Raw genomic sequence first — 21,276 nt, 5'->3', positions numbered from 1 at the left:
CATTCGGTGCTGCGCGACGGTATAGGCCGATACCCCGGCTGCGGCAGGCGCGCCGCACAGCAGCTCCCACCACAGCCATTCGGACATCCACTCAGCCCGTGAGGTCCGCCCGCGCTTCGTGGCGCAGCTGTGCCGCACGGATGGTCAGATAGTCGCGCTCGGGGACGCTCGTCGTGCGGGCGGCGGCCTTGGTGTAGCAGGCGATGGCCGCGTCGATCGCACCGGCCATCTCGTGCAGATGGCCGCGCACGGCGTCGAGACGGTGGGTACCCGACAGGTGTTCGTCGAGGGTCTCGGCCAGCGCGAGACCGGCTCCGGGCCCCGCCACCATCGCCGTCGCCACCGCCCGGTTCAGCGTCACCATCGGATTGTCCGAGAGCCGTTCGAGCCGGTCGTACAGCGCGAGGATCTTGGTCCACTCGGTGTCCTCGGCACGCGGAGCCTGCGCGTGCAGGACCGCGATGGCCGCCTGGATCTGATAGGGCCCGCGCAAGCCGCCGGAGAGCGTGCCGGTGACCAAGGTCGTCCCTTCGGTGATCAGCGCCCGATCCCACAGCGCGCGATCCTGTTCGGCCAGCGGGACGAGTTCGCCGTGCGCGCCGGTGCGTGCGGCCCGGCGGGCGTCGGTGAGCAGCATCAACGCGAGCAACCCGGTGACCTCGTTGTCGCCGGGCAGCAGCCGGTGCACCGCCCTGGTGAGCCGGATCGCCTCATCGGACAGGTCCGTTCGCTGCAGCGTGTGCCCTGAGCTGCTGGTATGACCTTCGTTGAAGATGAGGTACAACACGTGCAGTACCGCGCCCAGCCGCTCGCGCCACCGCTGATCCCCCGGCTGCGCGAAGGGCCGCTCGACGGTGGCCAGCTTCTTCTTCGCTCGTGTGATCCGTTGCGCCATGGTCGCTTCCGGTAACAGGAAGGCGCGGGCGATCTGTTCGGTGCCGAGTCCGCCCACCGCGCGCAGCGTCAGCGCGATGGCGGCGGCGGGCGTCAGCGCCGGGTGGCAGCACAGGAACAGCATGGTCAGCGTGTCGTCGTGGTCCACGGGGACGGCGTCGGGCACCTCGCGGTCGAAAGCCGTGGTCTCCCTGCGCCGCCGGGCCACCTCCGCGCGCACGGCGTCGGCCATTCGGCGCTGCGCGACCTGGATCAGCCAAGCCCGCGGATTGTCCGGCAGGCCCTGCATCGGCCACTGGGTCGCGGCCGCGAGCAGCGCTTCCTGCAGCGCGTCCTCTGCGGTGTCGAAATCACCGAAGCGGCGGACGAGCGTTCCGAGGACCTGCGGCGCCAGTGCGCGCAGCAGGTCCTCGGTGCTCGCCGGGAGCGGTGTGTCGTCGGGCACCGCACTCCGGTCGCTCATTGCTCGGCGGCGGGGGCGCCCATCACCGCGCGAACCTCGATGTACTCGCCGATCGGTTTGCCGCCGGGGCCGGGGGCGGCGGAGGCCTGCGCCGCGATCTCGTAGGCCCGCTCGGGGCTGTCCACGTCGACGATCCAGTACCCCGCCAAGAACTCTTTGGTCTCCGGGAAAGGCCCGTCCGTGACCACCGGCGCCGACCGGCCGTCCGAACTGACGATCCGCGCCTCCTCCGGCCCGGCCAATCCCTGCGCGTCCACCAACTCGCCCGCCTCGGCCAGTTGCGCACCCAGCGCGCGCTGGAAGTCTATGTGCGCCTGGATCTCTTCCGGGGACCATTCGTTGATCGGTGTGTCGCAGTACTTGGTGGGTGCGTAGGTCTTCAGCAGCATGTATTTCACGGTCGATTTCCTCTCCGGCGTTCGGTCGCTGGGAGCGCTCCGGTGGCGCCCGCGAGGAGGTCGGAGCACGTCGCGTGCGTTCGACACATCTCTGCAGTGATCCGCATCACAGTTCGGCCGAGGTGTCGGCCAGCCGATCCGGATCGACCGGTTCGCCCGCCAGGATCAGTTCCTTGATCCGGTCGGTCACGTCCCAGACGTTCACGTTCATCCCGGCGAGCACGCGGTTGTCCCCGTCCAGCCAGAACGCCACGAACTCGCGTGCCGCCGTGTCGCCGCGCACGACGACCCTGGCGTGTTCGCCCGGCGCGGCGTACCCGGTGTACTCCATGCCCAGGTCGTACTGGTCGGTGAAGAAATAGGGCAGCCGGTCGTAGGAAGCCTGCTTGCCGAGCATGGTCGCGGCGGCGACCGCGGGTTGGTTGAGCGCGTTGGCCCAGTGCTCCACCCGGACCCGCCTGCCGAGCACAGGGTGCTGCTGGGCGGCGATGTCACCGACCGCGACGATGTCCGGATCGCTGGTGGCCAGGCGTTCGTCGACCAGCACGCCGTCGTCCACGGCGAGACCGGCGTCGGCGGCCAGCTCCACGTTCGGGCGCGCGCCGACGGCGACCAGCACCGCGTCGGCTTCGATCGTGGTGCCGTCGGCGAGCCGGACGCCGTTGGCGACCGCGGTCGCGATCGCGTCCTCGGTGGTGATCGCCTCGACCTGCGCGCCGAACCGGAAGTCGACGCCGTTGGCCCGGTGCAGATCGGCGAACACCTCGCCCATCTCCGGTCCGAGCACCGCGAGCAGCGGCAGGTCGGCGCGTTCGACGATGGTCACCTCGACGCCCGCCGCCCTGGCCGCGGCGGCGACCTCCAGGCCGATCCAGCCGGCGCCGATGATGACGAGCCGCCGCGTCGCGCTGCCGAACAGCTCGATCAACGTGTCGGAGTCCTCGATGGTGCGCAGCGTGTACACGTTGGGCGCGTCGGCGCCGGGAACGGGCAGTGTCCGCGGCGTGGAGCCGGTGGCGAGCGCGAGCTTGTCGTAGGACAGTGTGGAACCGTCGGGCAGGGTGACCGTCTTGGCCCCGGGGTCCAGCCCGGTGACGGTGGTGCCGAGGCGGATGTCGATGTGGTGGTCGCGATACCACTGCGCGGGATCGACGATGAATTCCGGCAGCGCCTTCTTCCCGAGCAGATGCTCCTTCGACAGCGGCGGCCGGTCGTAGGGCAGGTGCTCCTCGGCGCCGATCAGTGTCACGCTTCCCTCGAAGTCCTTCTCGCGCAGAGCTTCTGCTGTCTTGGCCGCGCCCAGTCCGCCGCCGACTATGACGAAATGCTGGTCAGAACTCATCGCGGACTCCTTCTCCGAAGGGAACCAAGCACCTGCCGGTCAACCCTACTGGCAGCCGTGCGCGCCGCTCGGGAAAACGGATGCCGCGAGTGGGAACGAATCGCGCGCCGACGTGGTTGCTCGGTAGGGCGGCGCAGTGTGCGGCCGCCCGTCCGCTTGCGATCGAGAGGAAGCCGCCCGTGACCGACGAAGCCACCAAGGACGTCGCCGATTTCTGGTTCGACCCGCTGTGCCCGTGGTGTTGGATCACGTCCCGCTGGATCCTCGAGGTCGAGCAGGTGCGCGACATCGAAGCCCGGTTCCACGTGATGAGCCTGTCGGTGCTGAACGAGGGCAGAGATGTGCCGCCGCAGTACAAGGAACTGCTCGACACGGGATGGGGCCCGGTCCGCGTCGCGATCGCCGCGGCGCAGGAGCACGGCGACAAGGTGCTGTCGCCGCTGTACACCGCGATGGGCACGCGCATCCACAACCGGCGGGCCGAGTACGAACGCGAGAGCCGCAAGGAGACCCTCGCCGCGGTGATCGCCGACGCGCTGGCGGAGGTCGGTCTGCCCGCCGAGCTGGCCGCGGCCGCCGAGAGCACCGACTACGACGAGGCGCTGCGTGAGAGCCACCACGCGGGCATGGACAAGGTGGGACCGGACGTCGGCACCCCGACCATCCACATCAACGGGACCGCGTTCTTCGGTCCGGTGCTGTCCCGTATTCCCCGCGGCGAGGAAGCGGGCAAGGTCTGGGACGGCGCGGTGGCACTGGCGTCCTACCCGCACTTCTTCGAGCTGAAGCGCACGCGGACCGAAGATCCGTCGTTCGACTGAGCACCCGCGCCCGGGTGCCGTCGCGCGGCACCCGGCCCGGTCAGAACGCGGACTTCGGCGGGCTCGCGGGCACCTGGCCGTAGGAACTCGCGTACCCGCCCGCGGGCACACCGGCGCCCGCGGGCGGGGCAGGGCGCAGGAACAGCTTCCCGTGCCTGCTGCGATCGCGCAGCGCCCACATCCGCCAGGTGAGCACGGGGTGGCTGGACAGAGCGTTCACCATCCAGACGAAGAAGCCCTTCTCGACGGCCGCCCGGTCGGCCATCTCGTCGAAGCCGACCAGCCGGTTCATGTACTTGCCCGCGGCCAGGGTGCCCATGGCGGCGGACGCGCCGGTGTGCCGGTTGCAGAAGCCGTGGTTGTCGGCGGTGTACTCCTGCGCGCGGATCAAGCTGTTGCCGACGACCGGCAGGAACGGCACCAGGAACATGCCCAGCTGCCGCCAGTACGACGTGTGCCCCGCCGCGATGTGACCGACCTCGTGGCCGATGATGAACGCCAGCGCGTCGGGTTCGCGTGCGGCGCCGCCGATCTCGAACAGATCGCTGTAGACCACTACGTAGCGGCGGAACCCGTGCCCGCTGGCGAACGCGTTGATCTGGCCGTTGCCGAGCACCACGTAGGCGTCCGGCACCTTCGACATGCCGAAGCGAGCGGCGGCGTCCACCACCATCTGATAGCCCTCGGGGAACTGGGTCGGCGACATCTTCACGCCGTTCACCCGCTGGCCCGCGTAGTTGATGCCGCGACCGAACCACAGCAGCAGCGGGGCGGCCGCGAACGCGAGGACGTACTGGTCGAAGTTCCCGGTGGCGAGCAGCACCAGCGCGATCAGATACGCGAACACGGTGAACACCACCACGACGACGAGCATCGGTATCTCCCAGCTGTGCCGTGCGGGCATGCCGAACGGCGACAGACCGCGGGGCTGCCGCTGCGGCGGAGCTCCGGGGGGCACCGGGGCGCCGGGGTAGGAGCCATAGGGCGCCGGATACGCAGCCGGGGGCGCGGACGGATAGGAGCCCGAGGTGTACTGCTGGCCGTACGACGCGGCAGGCGTGCTCCGATCCGAGACCCACCCGCCCTGCTGGGCGTACGGGTCGGCCTGTCGGCCCGCCTGGTCGGACGGCTGGGGTTCGAACGGCTGCATGGAATGAACTCTATTCAGTTGCCGGGAACGGGGTCGGCGCGTCGGCCGTGTCATCGGGCACTGTGGCCGCGAACACAACTGGCGCATCAGTCGATTCGCGCGGGCCCGCCGCGGTGTTAATCGCGGGGTAAGCCCTCTCGCCGCCGCGCGGCGGCCACCTGACACAATGCCTGCCATGCGCGTTTACCTGGGTGCCGACCATGCCGGTTTCGAATTGAAGAATCACGTCAAGGCCCATCTGGAGCAGGCGGGCCACGAGGTCGTCGACTGCGGCGCGCTCGAGTACAACGCGCTGGACGACTACCCCGCCTTCTGCATCGAGGCGGCCCGCCGGACCGTCGCCGACCCCGGAAGCCTCGGCCTGGTGTTCGGCGGCAGTGGCAACGGCGAACAGATCGCCGCGAACAAGGTGCCCGGCGCCCGGTGCGCGCTGGCCTGGAGCGTGGAGACCGCGAAGCTGGCACGCGAGCACAACAACGCGCAGCTGATCGGCATCGGCGGCCGCATGCACTCGACCGAGGAGGCGCTGGCCATCGTGGACGCGTTCGTCTCCACCCCCTGGTCGGGCGAGGAGCGCCACCAGCGGCGCATCGACATCCTGGCCGAGTACGAGAAGACCGGAATCGCCCCGGCGGTTCCCGCGTACTGAGCGCACGGAGGTCGTAACCGGCTGTGCCGGAAGGACATACGCTGCACCGCCTCGCGCGGCTGCATCAGCGTCGCCTCGCGGGCGGTGTGGTGCGCGTATCGAGCCCGCAAGGCAAGTTCGCCGCGGGCGCTGCCCGCGTGGACGGGCAGGTGCTGACGAAATCCGAGGCGTGGGGCAAACACCTCCTGCACCACTACGACTCGGGCCTTGTGGTGCACGTGCATCTCGGCCTGTACGGCACGTTCACCGAATCCGCGTTGCCGATGGGGGAGCCGGTCGGGCAGGTCCGGATGCGCTTGTCCGGGGAACCGGGCGGGCAGCCGGGCTTCGGCACCGACCTGCGCGGGCCTGCCGCGTGCGAGATCCTGCTTCCGCCGGAGGTGACGGCGCTCACCGATCGGCTCGGTCCTGATCCGCTGCGGCGCGGCGCCGATCCGGACCGGGCGTGGCAGCGCATCCATCGTTCCCGCAGGCCGATCGGCGCGCTGCTGATGGACCAGCAGGTGGTCGCGGGGGTCGGCAACGTCTATCGCGCGGAATTGCTGTTCCGCCATGGGATCTCCCCGCATCGTCCGGGTACGGAGCTGTCCGCGGGCGAATGGGCGGACATGTGGTCCGATCTGGTCGCGCTCATGCGGGTAGGGGTGCGCGTCGGGAAGATGGTCGTGGTGCGGCCCGAACACGATCACGGCGAGCCCTCGTATGCCCCGGATCGCCCGCGCACCTATGTCTACCGCCGCCAAGGCGCCCCGTGCCGTCTGTGCGAGACGCCGATCGCCCATCAGGTGATGCAGGCGCGGAATCTCTTCTGGTGCCCCACCTGTCAACCCGGCTGACCCGGATCGGCCGGGTCAGCCGGCCACGGCGGTGTCGATGTCCGGCTCGTCCGCGAGGGCGAAGCGGCGCCCACCGGCCGTCTTCGCGGAGTACATCGCGCGATCGGCGCGGCGCAGCAGATCGGTGAAATCGAGCGGGCTGCCCGGCGGGTTGTAGGCGGTGCCCACGCTGGCCGACACCGGAACGGGCCCGGCCGACGACCAGACCGGGTCACGCAGCGCGGCCACGATCCGATGCGCGAGGTCACCGAGGTTGTTGTGGTGGGGGTTGGTCGCGAGCACGAACTCGTCACCGCCGTACCGGCAGATCACCGTGTCCGGCGGGCACACTTCGCGCAGTCTGCCGGCCAGTTCGACCAGCACTTCGTCACCGATCGCATGCCCGTACCCGTCGTTGATCTGCTTGAACCGGTCCAGGTCGATCAGCAGCAACCCGACGCCGCGCGTCGGGTCGGTGGCCATCAGGCGCACCTTGTCCTGCAGCAGCGTCCGGTTGGCCAGATCGGTCAGCGCGTCGTGGGTGGCCTCGTGGCGCAACCGGTGCTGCAGCGCGGCGATCTCCTGCACGCGCAGCGACACCTTGGCCGACAGGTTCTGTTCCTGTTGCGCGAGAGCGCGCTCCTGAAGCGCCTGGGCGTAACTGTCGATGGCCTGACTGGCGATGAACGGCCAGCGTGTGGCCACCAGGGAGCCGGGCGTGCCGGACGGGAAGCCGAGCAGCCAGCGCGTGGCCTGCGCCAGCATCCGGATCCGGTCGAACGGCGCATCGGCGAGCCGGGCCCCGAGCATGCGTGCTTCCGGAACCGGGAACGGCTCGCATCGCGCGAGTGTGAGCAGGCGCTCGACGATCTCGATCAGCACCGGTTCCAACTGCTGGGGCGCCGCGCCCGAACCGGGCTCGGCGCAGACCGCACGGGCCCATGCTCGGGCCATAGCGGCTACCGGGGGCTCGATGTCGGTCGACATCGGACTCACCCGGTGTGAGCGACGTCGGTACCCAGGTGCCCTGTAGTCACACAGGCGCCGGCGTCACCCTGATCGTTCCCACTGCTACGCGGTTGCGTCCACCTGGTTCGGCGCACGTTCACCGCCCCCTTTCCAGATACCCCCGTCCGGCAAAAAGGATCCTAGCAAGCCACTCGGCATCGAAAAGCGGCGATTTGCAACGTGTTCTCGACGCCTGGCGAATGGCGATCGGGTATGTGATCGTTCCCGTCGAGTTGGTGTTACACCGGATTCCCGTTCGCTGCAAAATCGCGGCGCGACGCGCTGGCGACACGCTGTACGAGGTGTGCGGAGAGTGGTGCGTGAGCCACGGGGGCGGTCCGGACCGTCCACGCGCCGCTTGCTTCACGAGAATCTGTTCTCGCACGCGACGTCCTCGTCTTCCCTGTCGAGTTGCGAATGGTTGTTCCTGGCGTGCTCGAGGTTGGCGCCTGCTCGCGGTCCTCGGGCCGAACCGGCTCGGGTACCGCTCGCCGCCCAGTGGCGCGATGTCGGTGTCATCCCGCTCTCCCGGCCAGCGGGTTGCCGTGCGATCGGCCGAGGGTTCGCCGGAAAGACTTCTCGGCGCAGAGCGCCCGGAACCCTGCTCGGTGTCGTGGCCGTGGCTGCGCGACACGCCGCGCGCGGCGGTTGTGACAGCGAGTCGTGCGGTCCTCATCGGAATTCCCTCGAGCGAAGTTCCTGGCGTGACATCTGTGTCATCTGAGTTTCGCCCACCGGAATCCGACACGCCAGAGTTTCAATGAAAAATCACCTTTAAAAATTTCCGGCGCGCGCTGCCGCGTGCCCGCGCGCCCGCCGTGCGACACTGGACGCGGCAACCCTGGAGCGCTACGGCGGGCAACCTGCGAGATCGCGCTGCGCGGGGGGCTGATTGGCGTTTCGGAAGCCTGGTTCGGTACAGTCGGATCGCACACGACATCGTGGCGATCCCATCGGTGTCGTATGCCTGCGGGTGTAGTTCAATGGTAGAACCTCAGCCTTCCAAGCTGATGGTGCGGGTTCGATTCCCGTCACCCGCTCCACGGAGCATTCATCCTCGTCGGCGGCCGCCGCGTCGCCGCGAGGGCCACGGGGTGTAGCGCAGCTTGGTAGCGCATCCGCTTTGGGAGCGGAGGGTCGCAGGTTCAAATCCTGTCACCCCGACCATCGTTCGGGGGTGAGGTTCGTGCTCGGATCTCGATCGGCAGGCGGTACCGCCGCCGCGCCGTCTTCGATCATCGGATCGGTATACCTACGTATCCCAGCGGGTTTCGCCCGTGCGCGACGGCGGCCATGGGGAAGGCGCGGAGACTTCCGTCTGCGGCCGCGGTCGCCGGACACCCCGTGGCAACCCTTCGGCATCGGTCCTGAGTAGCCGAGTTCGACGATTCGCCGGCCGTCGCGTTCGACGCGCGAGATCGGGATACGAGACATTCGGGTCGCCGTCATCGGCGCAGCGCTCGAAAGACTCGAACGATTTTGTCTACTTAAGTATTCGACAGCGCCGGATGGAAATAAGAGAACGGTCGGTTCGCGGCCCGCGCCGTCACTGTTCGGCTTGCCGCTGCGGGCTGGCGACCACCGGCGGCAACTCGGAGTGCCGGGCGAACGCCTGATCGATCAGTTCCGACGTGGCGCGGGTGACGATCAACCGGGCGATCGCCAGATCGGTCTCCAGTTTCGTGCGATCCCGCGGGGTTCGTGCGGATTCCTCGTAGGTCTGCCCGGCCAGCCGGTAGAACAACTCGGTGGCGAAGCGGTCGGCGATGCGATCGCAGTCGGCGCGCAGACGTTCGACCAATTGGAACGTGTCCTGCATAGGCAGCCCGGTGTCGTGCAGCCGGGTGGCCAGATCGCAGCATCGTGGATTCGTGACCCGATACGCCTCGAGCGGGTCCTCGCTGGAGGCCAGCGCCTGCTTCGCGTAGTCCGGCAACTCCGCGTAGCTGTCCTGTGGCTCGGTGGTGGCTTCCGGGTCTGCTTCGGCTGCGTTCTGACTCTTCACTCCGAGTACATCGGCGAGTCCGTCGCCACGGTCCCAGGCTTCGAGCAGTTCCCTGATCCCGTTCAGCTTCATGCCCCGCCCCAGCAAGCGGCTGATCGTTTGCAGCCGGTTGAGGTGGTCCGACCCGTAGTACCCGATCCGCCCGCGCACCTCCGGCGAGGGCAGCAGGCCTCGCTCGTGGTACACGCGGACGCTGCGCACGGTGGTGTCGGCTGCCCGTGCCAGTTCGTCGATCGTGAATTCAGAGTCTGCAGCCATGTTTAAAAGGAAACCATAGTCGGGCCCCCGTGGAAAACGGTCCGTTTCATAACGTGCCGTTAAAGACGGTAGCTGGGTGTTGCTTGAAGGTCAACGAGCCGTTACATAGCGGTACAAAAGGTTGTGTGCTGGGCAACAGTGGGCTACCGTGCGTAGACCAGCTTATCGCGGCTGGGTTCCGGGGACTGTTGAGCAGCCCTGATGACGTCCGATCCATGGGCCACGCACCTGCCAGAGGTGTGTGCTCGGCATCCCCGGAGATGGCTATGAGCATTACGCGAACCCTTCCGATGGACACGGGATCCATTGCGTCAGCAAAGATCTCGTCGATTCCGGCAAAGTCGAACCAGCGGCCCCCGTGCGCCGACGTCCCGGACAACTGGGACATGGACAGCGGGAATCCGGATGCCTGGCGAGCGGCGGTGCGCACCTGCCAGAGTTGCCCGCTGCTCACGCAGTGCCGCCAACTGGCGCAGACGCTGACCACCCGCGGTGACGGTCCCCGCGCGATGATCTGGGCCGGCGTCGCCTATGACAACTCCGGCAGCGTCATCGAGAACCTGGACCGGCACCGCGCCGCGCCGATCGACCACAAGCGCCCTATGCGCATCATTCGCACCGGGCCGCGTCCGCTGCGTACCGTATCCACTCTTCCCGCACCCCGTCGGCACATCGTGCTCGGGCAGCCCCTGAAGCCGACCGGCACCGACGGTCTGTGACTATGCTGCGTGCAGCTTTTCGCGTCGAGTCCTTCGGTGGTGCGTAACTCATGACAGTGCTGGCATTGGAGATCGGGTCGTCGGGCTTCGCGGCGACCCGGGTCGCGGACGATGTCGACACCGACGACGTCCGGCGGATCCCGATCCCGGTGACGGGCGCCTGGGATAAATGCCAGGAGCTGCTGCTCGAGGTCGCGGGCGGTGGCGAGGTCACCGCACTCGGCATCGCTTCGGCCGGGCCGATCGACATGGCAGCGGGGGTGATCGCTCCTTCCGAGGTGCCGGAATGGCGAGCCGGTTTCGGCATCGTTCAAGCCGCGCGGAAGTTGTTTCCGAAGGCGCAGGTTCCGCTCGCGCTGGACGGCGTCTGCCTGGCGCTGGCGGAGCGAGGTTTCGGCGCGACGAGCGAAGTGATGGACAGTCTGGCGCTCAACGTCTCCGATCGCATCACCGGCGGGGTGGTCGTCGGCGGCTTCGTGTTGGTGGGGCGTACCGGCAACGCGGGGCACATAGGTCATGTCCTGGTTCCCGGCTTCGACGAGCGGTGCTCGTGTGGCGGCCGCGGTTGCCTGGAGGCGGTCGCCGGTGGCCTGGCCGTGGTGCGCTGGGCGCGGGAGCAGGGCTGGGCGGGCGCGTCGGTGCAGGAACTGCTGGACGCCGCCCGCGTGGGCGAGGACATTCCCGCCGCGGCGCTCGGCCGAGCCGGAACGGCGCTCGGCCGAGCGATCGCCTCCACGGCGGCACTGCTCGATCTCGACCTCGTCGTGCTCGGCGGCTCGCTCGCCGCCGCAGGGCCCGCGCTGTGGAAACCACTCGGCGAGGCGGTCGCCACGCATGCCAGGCTGAGCTTTCTGCCCGGATTGCGGGTGCTTCCCTCGCAGCTGGGAGACATCGCGACGATCATGGGCGCGGGCGTGCTGGCGCTGTCCGGAAGGAATGCCTGATCGATCGCGCGGTGGTGTAATGCCCTGCGCGCGAGCGAATTCAAGCCGCGCATGGATTGCCGAGGGAATGCCGTCGGCTGCGGTCGACGGCTTCCGTTGATCTTGTGGATCAGTTTGCGGCGGATGTGCCGTTGGGCTGCGCGCCGGTGGAAGGAGGGTTCTCCCGAACCGGACGTGAACAAAATGAACACGGCTGCGCGTGCTTCGTGAACATGGTGGAGACTTCATGAGAACGGGCGGCGATGTCACGGAGTTGATTGCGCCGCTAAATAACGGTACATTGCCTGAGTCACAATGTCTCATCCGGGTTGGCGGACCCGGAGGAACGGCTGGTCGGGCAAGTGCGAAGCGAAGTGGCGCAGTGATTCCATGGGTGACGATCGAGACGTTGACGCCGGACGGCATGTCCGTGGCGTCGGTGGGGGATGCACCGCGTGAGTTCGCGAGCTGGCAGCGGGTGCTGCAGCGAACCCTGTCCAAAACACCGGCGTTGTACGACAAACTCACGACCGCAGGGCTGACGGAGGCGATCCAGACCGCGCACGATCAGGCGCAGGATGTCGACCTCGCCATTCAGACGCGGGCGGGGCGGCACCAATTGCTCATCCGCCCGATCTTCGGTCCGGCGGGCGACGTGCACGCGGTGCGACTGTGGCTGGGCCCCGCGTCCGAGCGGGTGCCTCCGCTGCGCCCGGCGGTGGGCGCCATCTGGGACCTGAGCAGTCAGACCATTCAGCAACCGAGTGGCATCACGCGGCTGTCCGGCAGTACCGCCGAAGAGTACGTCCCTAGGATGTCGATCGCGGAACTGTTCCACCGGGTATCGAGTTTCGACCGGCACGCCGAGATGCTCGATCTGCTCTACGACCCCAAGCCCGGTGAGCGAATGCAATTCGACACTACCGTGATACACGGATTCGGGCGCCCGGCCCAATGGCGGATCACCATTCGTGCCCGCGACGACGACCGCACGCGCGGCGCTTGGTGGCTGATCGAGGACGTGACCTCGGAGAACGCGCCTGCGGCGTGGCCGACCTTGGAACGAATCGGATTGCGGGAGGCGCATCGCCGGGCGGGTACGCATCTGGCCGTGGTCCAGCTCGAGCACACCAGCATCTCGCACTGGCTCACCGATCCCGCGCCGTGGGTGCGGTGGGACTACCTCTTCCGTCCGGTCGACGTCTTCCATCCGGACGACCGTCCCCGGCTGGCGGAGCTCGGCGAACGGCTGCGGTCGGGCGACAGCTGCGGTGTGACGTTGCGAGTACTCAACTACGGCGGCGGCTACACGCCCACATCGCTGCTCCTCTATCCCTATCCGGGGTACTCCAGCAGACAGCTGGCGATCGCCCAGCTGGTCCGTGCCGCCGACGACGTTCCGTTGCTGGAAACCCATCGCCAGGTGCTGGAACCGCGGCAGCGCAACGCGCCGATCGGCTACGACGAACAATTGCGTCATTGGCTCGCGGGCAGGATGAAAAGCAACCCGGCCTGCTGACAGTTTAGTTCCCACGAGTGGGAACTACCGGCCGGTTAACAACGCCTGTGCTCTCTACCATTTCGGGAGTGAGGACAGGCGTTCGTGAGTCGGCAGATTCGGGTGAGGCACTGCTTCGCCGGATGGCCGCCCGCCGCCGTCGCGACAACATTGTGGTCGCGGTGCTCGCCGTTCTCGCCGTACTCGGCGGCGGTCACGCGATTCTCAGTGTCTTCGACTCCGGTCCACCCGCACCGTCGGATGATTCGACGACGGCAATCGTCGGGCATGCGCAATTGGCCGGTTCTTACGCCGAGCAGTTCGTCGTCGCCTACCTCAGCGCCATTGCGGGACAACAGGACCGGATCGGCGAATACGTCGGTTCCAATCAGCAGATCACGTTGCCTTCGTCAGCGCGCCAAGTCTCCGACCCCTCGGTCGTCTATGTATCGCGCGCGCTCTCGGCGGGCGGGCTCGAAGTCTGGTCGGTGACGGTGTCGGTCCGGGTCGGCAAAGTCGGCGCAGCGACCGCGCCGGATCAGCGGCAGTTCTACCGCGTCGCGGTCTCGGTATCCGACGGGCGGCTGCGTGCGCTATCGACGCCCGCCCTCGTCCAGGCTCCTTCGAAAGGCGTCGATCTCAAACTGGCCTACGGTGCGCCCTGCGCGCCGGATACTCCGCTCGGACAGGTCGCGGCCGGTTTCCTGAGTGCCATGCTGGCCGGGAACGGTGACGTGGCCCGCTACATCACTCCGGATGCCGGGCTGGCCGCGCTGAAACCGCCGCCCTTCACCGCCGTCGAGTTGACCTCGCTCACCACGGACGATTCGAGCTGCGGCTCCGGCGGCGCGAAAGCCCAAGTGCTGGCCACCGTCAACCCCAAAGCCGATACGGGAGCGACCGCGACGCTGGCCTACCCGCTCACCATGATCCGCAACGCGGGCCAGTGGCAGGTGGTGTCCATAGATCCGATTCCCGCCTTGTCGAGTCCGCTGGCGGTAGTCGTCGGTCAGGATTCCCGCGGCGGAGCGCCGCCCACTTCCACCTCGTCTTCCTCGCCGACGGTGACGATTCCGCCGGCGACACAGAACTGATCCGAGAGGCAGCCCGATGGGTAATCTCAGCAACATCCTCTATGGCATCCTGATCTTTGTCCGATGGGGCGGGATGATCATCATCGCCATCGTGACGATCGGTGTGGTGATTTCCGAGGCAGCGAAATCGAGGTTGTCGCCGGCGCGGATCATCGTCGTCTTCGGATCGGGATTGATGGCCGGGGTGGTGATCTGGATTCTGCCCACGACCATCAACTACGCGCGCACGGACGCGAACCTGATCGTTCCCGATCACCCTATCGGTGGCTATCGATGACCCAAGTCATCAAGGTGTTCACGCCGATCAAACGTGTGCCCACGATGATCGGCAAGGCTCAGAACGGGCAGAAGCTTCCGTTCGGTCCTTATACCCTGCCGCAGATCGCGGCCGGCGTGGGGACGTTGTCGGTTACGTCGGTGTGCGCCATGACTTTCCCGCTCAACCCGGCCGTCACGTTCATCACGGGTCTGGCGCTGACCATCCTGGCGGTCTTCGCGCTCGGGCTCGTGCCGTACACGGGCGTCCGGATGATCTCGCGTGCTTTCTGGCTCGGCAGGCTCATCGTCTATCGCAAGCCGGTGTCCGCCTCCGGCATGCCGATCACCGGTGACTCCGCGCGCCACACCGTGTTCGTCGAGGAGAGCGTGGTTCTTTTACTGCCCGACCGCCCCGATGGTGCGGGTGTGGCCGCCGAGCCGAAGTCCGGTGTCCGGATGCTCGAGGTGATGAGCGGTGGCGGAAAAGTCACCGACTTGTGGCTGCGGCTGAGCGGCAACGACGAAGGCGATGGTAACGGCGACAGCCCGGCTCCCGGAGGACGCCCCTGATGGCACTCGGACGAGATCTACAGCCCACCGCGGCGATCCGCGGCAATCTTCAGTTCACCCATTCCGGTCTGGTGACCGCGACCTACTTCATCAATCCGCTCGGCTACGGATTGCGCAAGGCCGGCGACAAGTACGACGTGAAGATGGCGCACCACGCGCTGGTCACCAACCTGCCGAGCGGGTCGTTGCTGCTGGGCATCCAGGCGCGGCTGAACACGATCGATGTGCTCACCAAGATGGTGGAGGGCGTCGACCTGGACGAGTGCGAGGACTACGCCGACGAGGTGGTCGCCTCCTACGAGCGGGTGCACGCGATCATGCCGCAGACCCGCATCTTCCTGCTGTCGATCCCGGTCGGCGCCAGCAACTCCAGCATGTCCGCGTTGTCGCGCCTGTGGCGCGGCAGCACCACGACGGTCGATGCGACGGCGATCTCCCGTGCCGACCTGGAGGAATACGACGACAAGGCGAACGAGATCCTGTCCAGGATCGGGGGTGACTTCGATCCGATGCCGGTGCCCGCGGCCCTGTTCCAATGGCTGTGGGAGCACTATCTCTCCCGCGGTGCGGCCGGGGACCCGGTGGCGCCCACCCGAGCCGGCGCGCTGGACGACGCGACGGCGGCGGTGTTCCGGTCTGCCGCGCTCGACGAAGGGGCCCAGGCCGACAGCAATCGGCGTATCCGGCCCTCGTTCGTCCCCGTGATCAAGGTGGTGCAGCCCGATTTCGATTACCGCCCGTCATACCAGGCGATGTTGACGCCGCACTCGTTCCCCTACGCGGGCATGACGTTTCCCGGCGGCAGCGAGTTCCTCAACGTGCTGGAGGGACTGGGCGACGTCACCGTGGACTGGGGCATGCGGATCTCCACCAAACCCGCAGACGAGGTGCTCAAGAACAACGAGCTCAGCCTGCGCAGGCTCGGCGAGCAGATGGACCAGCGGGACCAGGAGATCTCGTTCGCACAGAACACGCTGGCGTCGAAGGCACAGATGCTCGGTGAATACAACCAGCATTTCGAAGTCAACGGCGGTGAATCGGAGGTCTCGTTCACCACGGTCATCGCCATCGGCGGGCCGACCCGGGACGCCACGATGGATGCGGTCAACACGCTCAAGCGGCGCTACAAGCGGTTCCAGGTCGATATGACCGCGCCGGTCGGCGCCCAGGTCGACCTGTGGTCGATGCTGATTCCCGGCAGCCCGCCGCGCCGCGCCTTCGACGATTTCGCCCATATCGTCCCCTCGGACATGTGGTCCGGTTTCGTGCCGTTCACCACCAGTCAGATCGGCGACGACAGCGGGCCGGTGATCGGGGTGAACCTGCTGTCGGGCCATTTCGAGCCGATCCACTTCGGCATCATGGAGGCGGCGCTGCACGACCTGTCCGCCTCTTTCGCGGTGACCGGCGAACTCGGTTCGGGGAAGTCATATTTCCTAAAGCTGATGGCGGTGCTCGTCCACGACATGGGCGGGCAGTTCCTCGCCATCGACCGCAGTCAGGTCGGCGAGTGGGAGCATTTCGCGCGGTCGATCGATGACGCGGTCATCATCGACCTGGCGAATCCCACGGTGTCCCTGGATCCGCTGCGATTGTTCAGCCCGCGGATCGCGGGAGAACGCGCACTGGATTCGATCCTTCCGCTGCTGGATCTGTCGCCGACCTCCGGTGCGGGCGCGGCGGCGAGCAATCTGCTGTCACCACGAGGCATGGCCGAGCACAAGATCAAGAGTTTGCTCGATCTGTTCCATGTCGTGCGCCGCTTGCGGGAGCACCCCGAGCGAGGCGAGGAGTACGCCGATCTGGCGGCGCGGCTCGGCACCGTGGTGGAGCGGGTGCCGGTGCTGTTCGATCCCAAGCTGCGACCGCTGCGCTTGGATGCCGCCGCGACCGTGGTCCGCAGTCACCACCTGCAACTGCCGAGCGCCGAGGAACTCACCACCCCGCACCTGTACAACAGGTTGCCGCTGACGAAACGGCTCGGCACGGCGCTGTACGAACTGGTCGGCGTGGCGGCACGGGAGGCGTTCCTCTCCGACAACGGCAGGTTCGGCCTGTTGGTCGGCGACGAGGCCCACCATTTCACGCAGACACAGGTCGGCTCGGCGGTCACTTCGGATTTCAGTCGTGACGGCCGTAAGCACCTGGCCGCGATCGGGCTCGCCTCGCACGACCCGGCCACCGACTTCCAGGGCGCGGCGCACAATCTCATCCCGAACCGGTTCGTCTTCCGGCAGCGCGACGAGACGCTGGCGCGCAACAGCTTGGAGTGGTTGGGCGTCGATCTGGAGGAAGCGCCTTTCCTGTTGCAGATCCTTCGCGAAGAGACCTCGCCTCCGGTTGGGCCCGGTCGTCAGATTCCCGAGGAGCGTCGTGGCGAGATGTTCATGCGTGACGCGCTGAACCGCATCGGTCGCGGCAAGGTGCTCGGTCCGGCGCGTCCGGATCGCGCCGCCGCGATCACCAGCACCCCGACCAGCGCCAACGGCGCGCGTGCGGCGCTGACGGAGTTCCGCTGATGAGATCTTTGCTCGGCTCCGGCATTCGCGTAGATCGGCCTTCCTTCGGGATGCCTTGGGAACCGCAATTCTGGGACGCGGAACGTTGGCGGCCGCAGATGGTGTTCCGGCGATTCCGGGCTTGGATCGCCGCGTCGCGTCGTCGTCGGCGAACCGCGTGGATCGTCCTGGCCCTCTTCGTGCTGTTCGTCTTCCCGGGCCTCGTCCACGCGGTATCCATCGCCCAGCCGGGCACCGCGACTCAGGGAACCGCACCCAACACCGCGACCAGCTGGATGAATGTCAAGGACTCCTACGGAGTCAATGCGTCGAGCTACATGCTGGTGGTCGATCGCGGCGGAGTGCTGAACCTGGGCAATTTCGCGCTGTGGATCATCCTCATGCCGTTGTTCGCGGTATGGCAGCTCTTGTCGATCACGGGGGTCTGGCTTCCGAACAAGGCGCTGGATTTCCAGTGGCTGAACCTGATCAGCGCGCCACTGCAAGCGATGGCCCGCAACCTGACGGCGCAGATCGCGACGCCCCTGATGGCATCGACGGCGCTGGCGATCGGTGCATTCTTCGTAGGCTATTTCATCGTTCGCGCTCTGTACGCCAAGGCCGTTACGCAGGTCGCGACGATGATCGTCTTCGCGATCGCCGGTGTGTTCTTCCTGGCGAACCCGTTGTCCGAGGCATTGTCCGACCACGGTCTGCTGGTGCAAGGGCGCGACTTGGGACTCTCGGTCGCGGCGGGTCTGAACGGGAACAGCAATCCTAATCCGAACCAGTTGGTCGCCACGCTAGGAGCGACCATGACGGACAACTTCGTGCGATTGCCGTTGCAGGTGTGGAACACCGGGCACGTCGTGGACAGCAACCCGTCCTGCCGGGCCGCGTGGTCGGCGGGCATGACGGCGGGCAGCGAAGACCGGGTGCGCAACGGCATGAGATCATGCGGCGACGGCGCCGCGTATGCCGCGATGGGGAATCCGGGCGTCGGTCAGATCGGAGCCGGACTGCTGCTGTTGCTGTGCGCGGTCATCCTCTTGGCCTTCGCCGCGTATTTGTCCATCAAGATCATGTGGGCCGCGCTCGACCTCATCTACTACGGATTCGCGTCGATCTTCGGATTCGCCGCGGGGGGATTCATCTACGGTCCGACGCAGACGTTCACTGTGCGCTGCGTCGTGCACGGATTCATTTCAGCCGGAAAGATGGGCTTCTTCGTCATTGCCCTCGGCGTATACGAGCTGTTGCTGGGCAGCCTGTTCCGAGCGGCGAACGGTCAGATCATGGTGGTGTTCGTCATCGGGGCGGGCGTCGAGATCATCGCCATCATTCAGGTGCGGCGTCTGAGCCGGAATATCGACGAGGCCAACGACTGGGTGACCAACCGTATCGGAGCGGCGATACAAAGTGGCGGATCGTCAGGGGGCGGCGGGGGTGGCGGCTCCGCACTGGGTATGGGCTTGGGTATGGGTAACTCCGGCGCGGCCAACTCGTTGAGCCCGCTGGCGATGCTCGGCGCGGTCAGCACCATCAACAGCTCGCCGGTCACGGCATGGATGTTCGCGGGCCGTCTCAACCCGCTGAGTCCCTTCTCGCGGGTAGATCATGCCGACAAGAAGAATAAGGCGAGGGGCCTGAGTTCGCGGGACCTTCGAATGGCCGCGCACGGTTCCGCATACGACCGGGTATCCGCCGCCGATTTCGCGCGACAAGGAATAACGAGGTCCGGGGCGCGCCGCAACAGTGAAAGAGCCGCCGCCTTCGCGGCGGAGAATGTCGCGCATACGACAGGCATGATGGGCAGCGTGCAGTACGCCCTCCGGATGGCCGGCATCAGCTGGGGGAGAGGGCAACGGGCGACCATCGCACGAGCGGATATCATCCGCCACGCAGACGACGAGCCGCTCGCGTCGAAGCACCTCGGCCGGGTCGTCGCCGCGCATAAGCACTTCGAGCGGGACTTCCATACGAATCCGAGAATGATGATGGCCAGGTTCCATGGGTTGGAGGCCAGCGTCGATCGGTATCGGGGTGATTATGGGGGCGGAGTGCATATTTCGGAAGAGCTGGCCCAGCTCGGCAGAGATTACATCGACAATCCGAACAAGGCGTGGATCGATGCATTGCAGGCCCATGCAGAGGGGCCGGTCACGGGCGGTTCCGCCGCGCGGCTGCGGATCAATGGCCGGGACCTGAATCAAACCGAAGCGGACCGGTTGAGGAGCTGGATCGCCAACGAGCATGCCCTGCGGGTCCAGGCGGCCACCAACTGGGTGGCCCAAGATCCCAACGACTTCGATCGGGTCCGAGTACTGCGTTCCGAAATCGACAAAGCTGCCCAAACCGACCAATGGCAGGCGGGCCGGAATATCACGGGTGCCGTCTCGCTCCCACAGCCGGACCCCGCACATCCGCTGCCTCAGATTCCGGACGCGATTCTGAATCCCCTCAGAAACCCCCGCGGCCGCTGACCACCCCTCGATGAGGGCACAACAGTGGTGCAAATATCACAGAAAGGCACACGATGATCGGTCGTCTCCTGACGCTCGTATTGATGCCGCTCTGGGTATGGGTGGTGTTGGGGGGCGTCGGTGCCATGCTCCTGCTCATGATGGGCCTGGTGCTGGTCATCGGCGGCGCGACATCGTCGATCGCGTCCGACCTGCATTACCAGTGCGACAGTGCGGTGGGGCCCGACCCCTCTTTGACGGTGACCGCGAGTCGCGCCTCGGCGGTGGCGCGGCCGACGGCGCACAGCGCGCCGACGGGTGGGGTGACCACCGTTCCCACCACCAACCCGTACGCGGAACTGACCATCGCCCCGGACGACACCGGCGCGTCCGACTGGCAGCGTGCCTGTGCGACGGCGCTGAAAGACGCGCCGTATCAGAACGCGCCGTTGCTGACGGTGGGCTCGGGAGTCGGCGCCGATTGCGCGCGTCAACTGGCGCTCGCGCTGTCGCGAGGCGCGTCGAGCGGAGCGGAGAGCAGTGCCGGTGCGCGGATGGATGCCGCCGAGCTCACCAGAACGGTGATCTACCGAGCCTCCGCCGCGCAGTCGACGGCGCAGTGCTCACTCACCGCGCCCGTCGGCGCGCCGTCGCCGGACGTCGCACGCCCGCCGGACAGTTCGGTTCGGCGAGCGTGCGGACAATCCGACAGTTCGGGCGCCTCGGTCGTCGTACTGCCGAATACCGTGGCGGCGCAGGGTGCCTGCGGTCAGCGGGTGGACCTCTCGGCCGTATCGGCGGGTGATCTGGTCTTCTGGAACTACCGGAACAATGCGCCGACCGAAGTGGGGATCGCGGTCGGCGGCACCACGCTCGTCACCGTCGATTCGTCGAGCGGCGGCTTGGTGGAACGGGTTATACCCAGTGCGGACGACGTGCGGGTGAAGCGAGTGCTCGGCAGTGGAATGTGATGAGTAAGCGATGCCGCCAACAGAAGTAGAGCCCCAGATCGAGACCGGCGAGGAGCCCGAGGCACCGCCGGGGCCGGTGACGCCATGGTCGACCCGGCCGGATCAGCAGCGGCCACGGCCAGGCGGGGTGCCGGGGCAGCCTGGCAGCCCGTCGCCTGGGCAGGGGCAGTCCGGCGCTCCAGGGCCGGGCCAGTCGGGGCCTGGTCAGCCGAATGGAGCAGGCGATCCCGGTCACGCGGGTCCGACGCAGGCGAGCCCGGGTTCGTCCGGTCCGCCTGTTCCGGGTCATGCTGTGCCTGGTCAGCAGGGGGGTGTGCCTGGTCAGCAGCCGGGGCAGCCGGTTGAGGGTGCGCCGGGTGGTGTGGTGGCTCCGCGGGTGGAGTCTGCGCCGCCGGGTGGTGGGGGTCGGGAGCCTGAGCCGGAGCCGGAGCCGTTGGTGGATCCGGAGTTGGTGGCGGGTATGGCGCCGATGGCGGGGAT

18 protein-coding genes and 2 tRNA genes are annotated in these 21,276 nt (G+C 67.3%); 14 read left to right on the top strand and 6 right to left on the bottom strand.

What is annotated here, in order from left to right:
- Nucleotides 1-91: 91 nt before the first annotated feature.
- The 3 genes from ABZ824_RS33840 to ABZ824_RS33830 form a co-directional block, all read right to left on the bottom strand.
- Nucleotides 92-1,357: a DUF6596 domain-containing protein gene (locus tag ABZ824_RS33840; RefSeq protein ID WP_356968251.1), complete on the bottom strand. Its 1,266-nt coding sequence runs from the start codon at nucleotides 1,355-1,357 to the stop codon at nucleotides 92-94.
- Complete coding sequence (locus tag ABZ824_RS33835) at nucleotides 1,354-1,755, bottom strand: YciI family protein (protein WP_356968249.1); 402 nt, start codon at nucleotides 1,753-1,755, stop codon at nucleotides 1,354-1,356. Before ABZ824_RS33835 ends, ABZ824_RS33840 begins: the two co-directional genes overlap by 4 nt.
- Before the next feature lie 106 nt (nucleotides 1,756-1,861).
- Nucleotides 1,862-3,097, bottom strand: a complete 1,236-nt coding sequence (locus ABZ824_RS33830; RefSeq protein WP_356968247.1) for an FAD-dependent oxidoreductase — start codon at nucleotides 3,095-3,097, stop codon at nucleotides 1,862-1,864.
- Nucleotides 3,098-3,276: 179 nt separating this feature from the next.
- Between ABZ824_RS33830 and ABZ824_RS33825 the strand changes: the two genes are divergently transcribed.
- Nucleotides 3,277-3,918, top strand: a complete 642-nt coding sequence (locus ABZ824_RS33825) for a disulfide bond formation protein DsbA (RefSeq protein ID WP_355075946.1) — start codon at nucleotides 3,277-3,279, stop codon at nucleotides 3,916-3,918.
- Between the two features lie 40 nt (nucleotides 3,919-3,958).
- On the opposite strand, the gene ABZ824_RS33820 is transcribed toward ABZ824_RS33825, so the two are convergent.
- A complete protein-coding gene (locus ABZ824_RS33820; protein ID WP_355075996.1) occupies nucleotides 3,959-4,822 on the bottom strand; it encodes a M48 family metallopeptidase in 864 nt (287 codons plus the stop codon).
- A gap of 421 nt (nucleotides 4,823-5,243) precedes the next feature.
- On the opposite strand from ABZ824_RS33820, the gene ABZ824_RS33815 reads away from it, so the two are divergent.
- Complete coding sequence (locus tag ABZ824_RS33815) at nucleotides 5,244-5,717, top strand: ribose-5-phosphate isomerase (RefSeq protein ID WP_356968246.1); 474 nt, start codon at nucleotides 5,244-5,246, stop codon at nucleotides 5,715-5,717.
- Between the two features lie 23 nt (nucleotides 5,718-5,740).
- Nucleotides 5,741-6,553 (top strand): DNA-formamidopyrimidine glycosylase family protein, encoded by an 813-nt coding sequence (locus tag ABZ824_RS33810; RefSeq protein WP_356968244.1) that lies wholly within the window; start codon nucleotides 5,741-5,743, stop codon nucleotides 6,551-6,553.
- A 15-nt stretch (nucleotides 6,554-6,568) separates the two neighbouring features.
- Here the strand turns inward: ABZ824_RS33810 and ABZ824_RS33805 are convergent, their stop codons facing one another.
- Nucleotides 6,569-7,519, bottom strand: coding sequence for a GGDEF domain-containing protein (locus ABZ824_RS33805; protein WP_355075952.1), 951 nt, complete (start codon nucleotides 7,517-7,519; stop codon nucleotides 6,569-6,571).
- Between the two features lie 990 nt (nucleotides 7,520-8,509).
- Between ABZ824_RS33805 and ABZ824_RS33800 the strand changes: the two genes are divergently transcribed.
- Nucleotides 8,510-8,583, top strand: a tRNA-Gly gene (locus ABZ824_RS33800).
- A gap of 47 nt (nucleotides 8,584-8,630) precedes the next feature.
- Nucleotides 8,631-8,707: transfer RNA gene (locus ABZ824_RS33795), tRNA-Pro, on the top strand.
- A gap of 379 nt (nucleotides 8,708-9,086) precedes the next feature.
- Here the strand turns inward: ABZ824_RS33795 and ABZ824_RS33790 are convergent.
- Nucleotides 9,087-9,803, bottom strand: coding sequence for a MerR family transcriptional regulator (locus tag ABZ824_RS33790; RefSeq protein WP_356968242.1), 717 nt, complete (start codon nucleotides 9,801-9,803; stop codon nucleotides 9,087-9,089).
- A 266-nt stretch (nucleotides 9,804-10,069) separates the two neighbouring features.
- Here ABZ824_RS33790 and ABZ824_RS33785 point away from each other — a divergent pair, with 266 nt between their 5' ends.
- The 9 genes from ABZ824_RS33785 to ABZ824_RS33745 all read left to right on the top strand — a co-directional run bounded on the left by ABZ824_RS33785 (nucleotide 10,070) and on the right by ABZ824_RS33745 (nucleotide 20,796).
- The gene (locus tag ABZ824_RS33785; protein WP_356968241.1) at nucleotides 10,070-10,522 is read left to right on the top strand and encodes a hypothetical protein; all 453 of its coding nucleotides are present in this window, start codon (nucleotides 10,070-10,072) and stop codon (nucleotides 10,520-10,522) included.
- Between the two features lie 50 nt (nucleotides 10,523-10,572).
- On the top strand, nucleotides 10,573-11,466 hold the full coding sequence (locus tag ABZ824_RS33780) for an ROK family protein (protein WP_356968239.1): 894 nt from the start codon (nucleotides 10,573-10,575) through the stop codon (nucleotides 11,464-11,466).
- Nucleotides 11,467-11,839: 373 nt separating this feature from the next.
- Complete coding sequence (locus ABZ824_RS33775) at nucleotides 11,840-12,964, top strand: GAF domain-containing protein (RefSeq protein ID WP_356968237.1); 1,125 nt, start codon at nucleotides 11,840-11,842, stop codon at nucleotides 12,962-12,964.
- A gap of 68 nt (nucleotides 12,965-13,032) precedes the next feature.
- The gene (locus ABZ824_RS33770) at nucleotides 13,033-14,037 is read left to right on the top strand and encodes a conjugal transfer protein (protein ID WP_356968235.1); all 1,005 of its coding nucleotides are present in this window, start codon (nucleotides 13,033-13,035) and stop codon (nucleotides 14,035-14,037) included.
- Between the two features lie 16 nt (nucleotides 14,038-14,053).
- Nucleotides 14,054-14,314: a hypothetical protein gene (locus tag ABZ824_RS33765; RefSeq protein WP_039796594.1), complete on the top strand. Its 261-nt coding sequence runs from the start codon at nucleotides 14,054-14,056 to the stop codon at nucleotides 14,312-14,314.
- A gap of 14 nt (nucleotides 14,315-14,328) precedes the next feature.
- Entirely contained in the window at nucleotides 14,329-14,865 is a 537-nt protein-coding gene (locus tag ABZ824_RS33760; RefSeq protein ID WP_356968234.1) for a hypothetical protein, read from the top strand.
- The gene (locus ABZ824_RS33755) at nucleotides 14,865-17,384 is read left to right on the top strand and encodes an ATP-binding protein (protein ID WP_356968232.1); all 2,520 of its coding nucleotides are present in this window, start codon (nucleotides 14,865-14,867) and stop codon (nucleotides 17,382-17,384) included. The genes ABZ824_RS33760 and ABZ824_RS33755 overlap by 1 nt, the downstream gene beginning before the upstream one ends.
- 341 nt (nucleotides 17,385-17,725) lie before the next feature.
- Nucleotides 17,726-19,846, top strand: a complete 2,121-nt coding sequence (locus ABZ824_RS33750) for a hypothetical protein (protein ID WP_356968230.1) — start codon at nucleotides 17,726-17,728, stop codon at nucleotides 19,844-19,846.
- A gap of 83 nt (nucleotides 19,847-19,929) precedes the next feature.
- On the top strand, nucleotides 19,930-20,796 hold the full coding sequence (locus ABZ824_RS33745) for a hypothetical protein (RefSeq protein WP_356968228.1): 867 nt from the start codon (nucleotides 19,930-19,932) through the stop codon (nucleotides 20,794-20,796).
- Nucleotides 20,797-21,276 lie beyond the last annotated feature (480 nt).

Source organism: Nocardia sp. NPDC047038, assembly GCF_040644075.1.
GTDB classification, from domain to species: domain Bacteria; phylum Actinomycetota; class Actinomycetes; order Mycobacteriales; family Mycobacteriaceae; genus Nocardia; species Nocardia sichangensis.
The sequence above is the reverse complement of the archived record's forward strand: the minus strand, read 5'-3'. Positions and strand labels throughout refer to the sequence as shown.

Bases quoted from the DNA above. Each gene is read 5' to 3' on its own strand.
- ABZ824_RS33840 (WP_356968251.1), bottom strand. From the start codon at position 1,357: ATGAGCGACCGGAGTGCGGTGCCCGACGACACACCGCTCCCGGCGAGC.
- ABZ824_RS33830 (WP_356968247.1), bottom strand. From the start codon at position 3,097: ATGAGTTCTGACCAGCATTTCGTCATAGTCGGCGGCGGACTGGGCGCG.
- ABZ824_RS33820 (WP_355075996.1), bottom strand. From the start codon at position 4,822: ATGCCCGCACGGCACAGCTGGGAGATACCGATGCTCGTCGTCGTGGTG.
- ABZ824_RS33815 (WP_356968246.1), top strand. From the start codon at position 5,244: ATGCGCGTTTACCTGGGTGCCGACCATGCCGGTTTCGAATTGAAGAAT.
- ABZ824_RS33805 (WP_355075952.1), bottom strand. From the start codon at position 7,519: ATGTCGACCGACATCGAGCCCCCGGTAGCCGCTATGGCCCGAGCATGG.
- ABZ824_RS33790 (WP_356968242.1), bottom strand. From the start codon at position 9,803: ATGGCTGCAGACTCTGAATTCACGATCGACGAACTGGCACGGGCAGCC.
- ABZ824_RS33785 (WP_356968241.1), top strand. From the start codon at position 10,070: ATGAGCATTACGCGAACCCTTCCGATGGACACGGGATCCATTGCGTCA.
- ABZ824_RS33780 (WP_356968239.1), top strand. From the start codon at position 10,573: ATGACAGTGCTGGCATTGGAGATCGGGTCGTCGGGCTTCGCGGCGACC.
- ABZ824_RS33765 (WP_039796594.1), top strand. From the start codon at position 14,054: ATGGGTAATCTCAGCAACATCCTCTATGGCATCCTGATCTTTGTCCGA.
- ABZ824_RS33755 (WP_356968232.1), top strand. From the start codon at position 14,865: ATGGCACTCGGACGAGATCTACAGCCCACCGCGGCGATCCGCGGCAAT.
- ABZ824_RS33745 (WP_356968228.1), top strand. From the start codon at position 19,930: ATGCCGCTCTGGGTATGGGTGGTGTTGGGGGGCGTCGGTGCCATGCTC.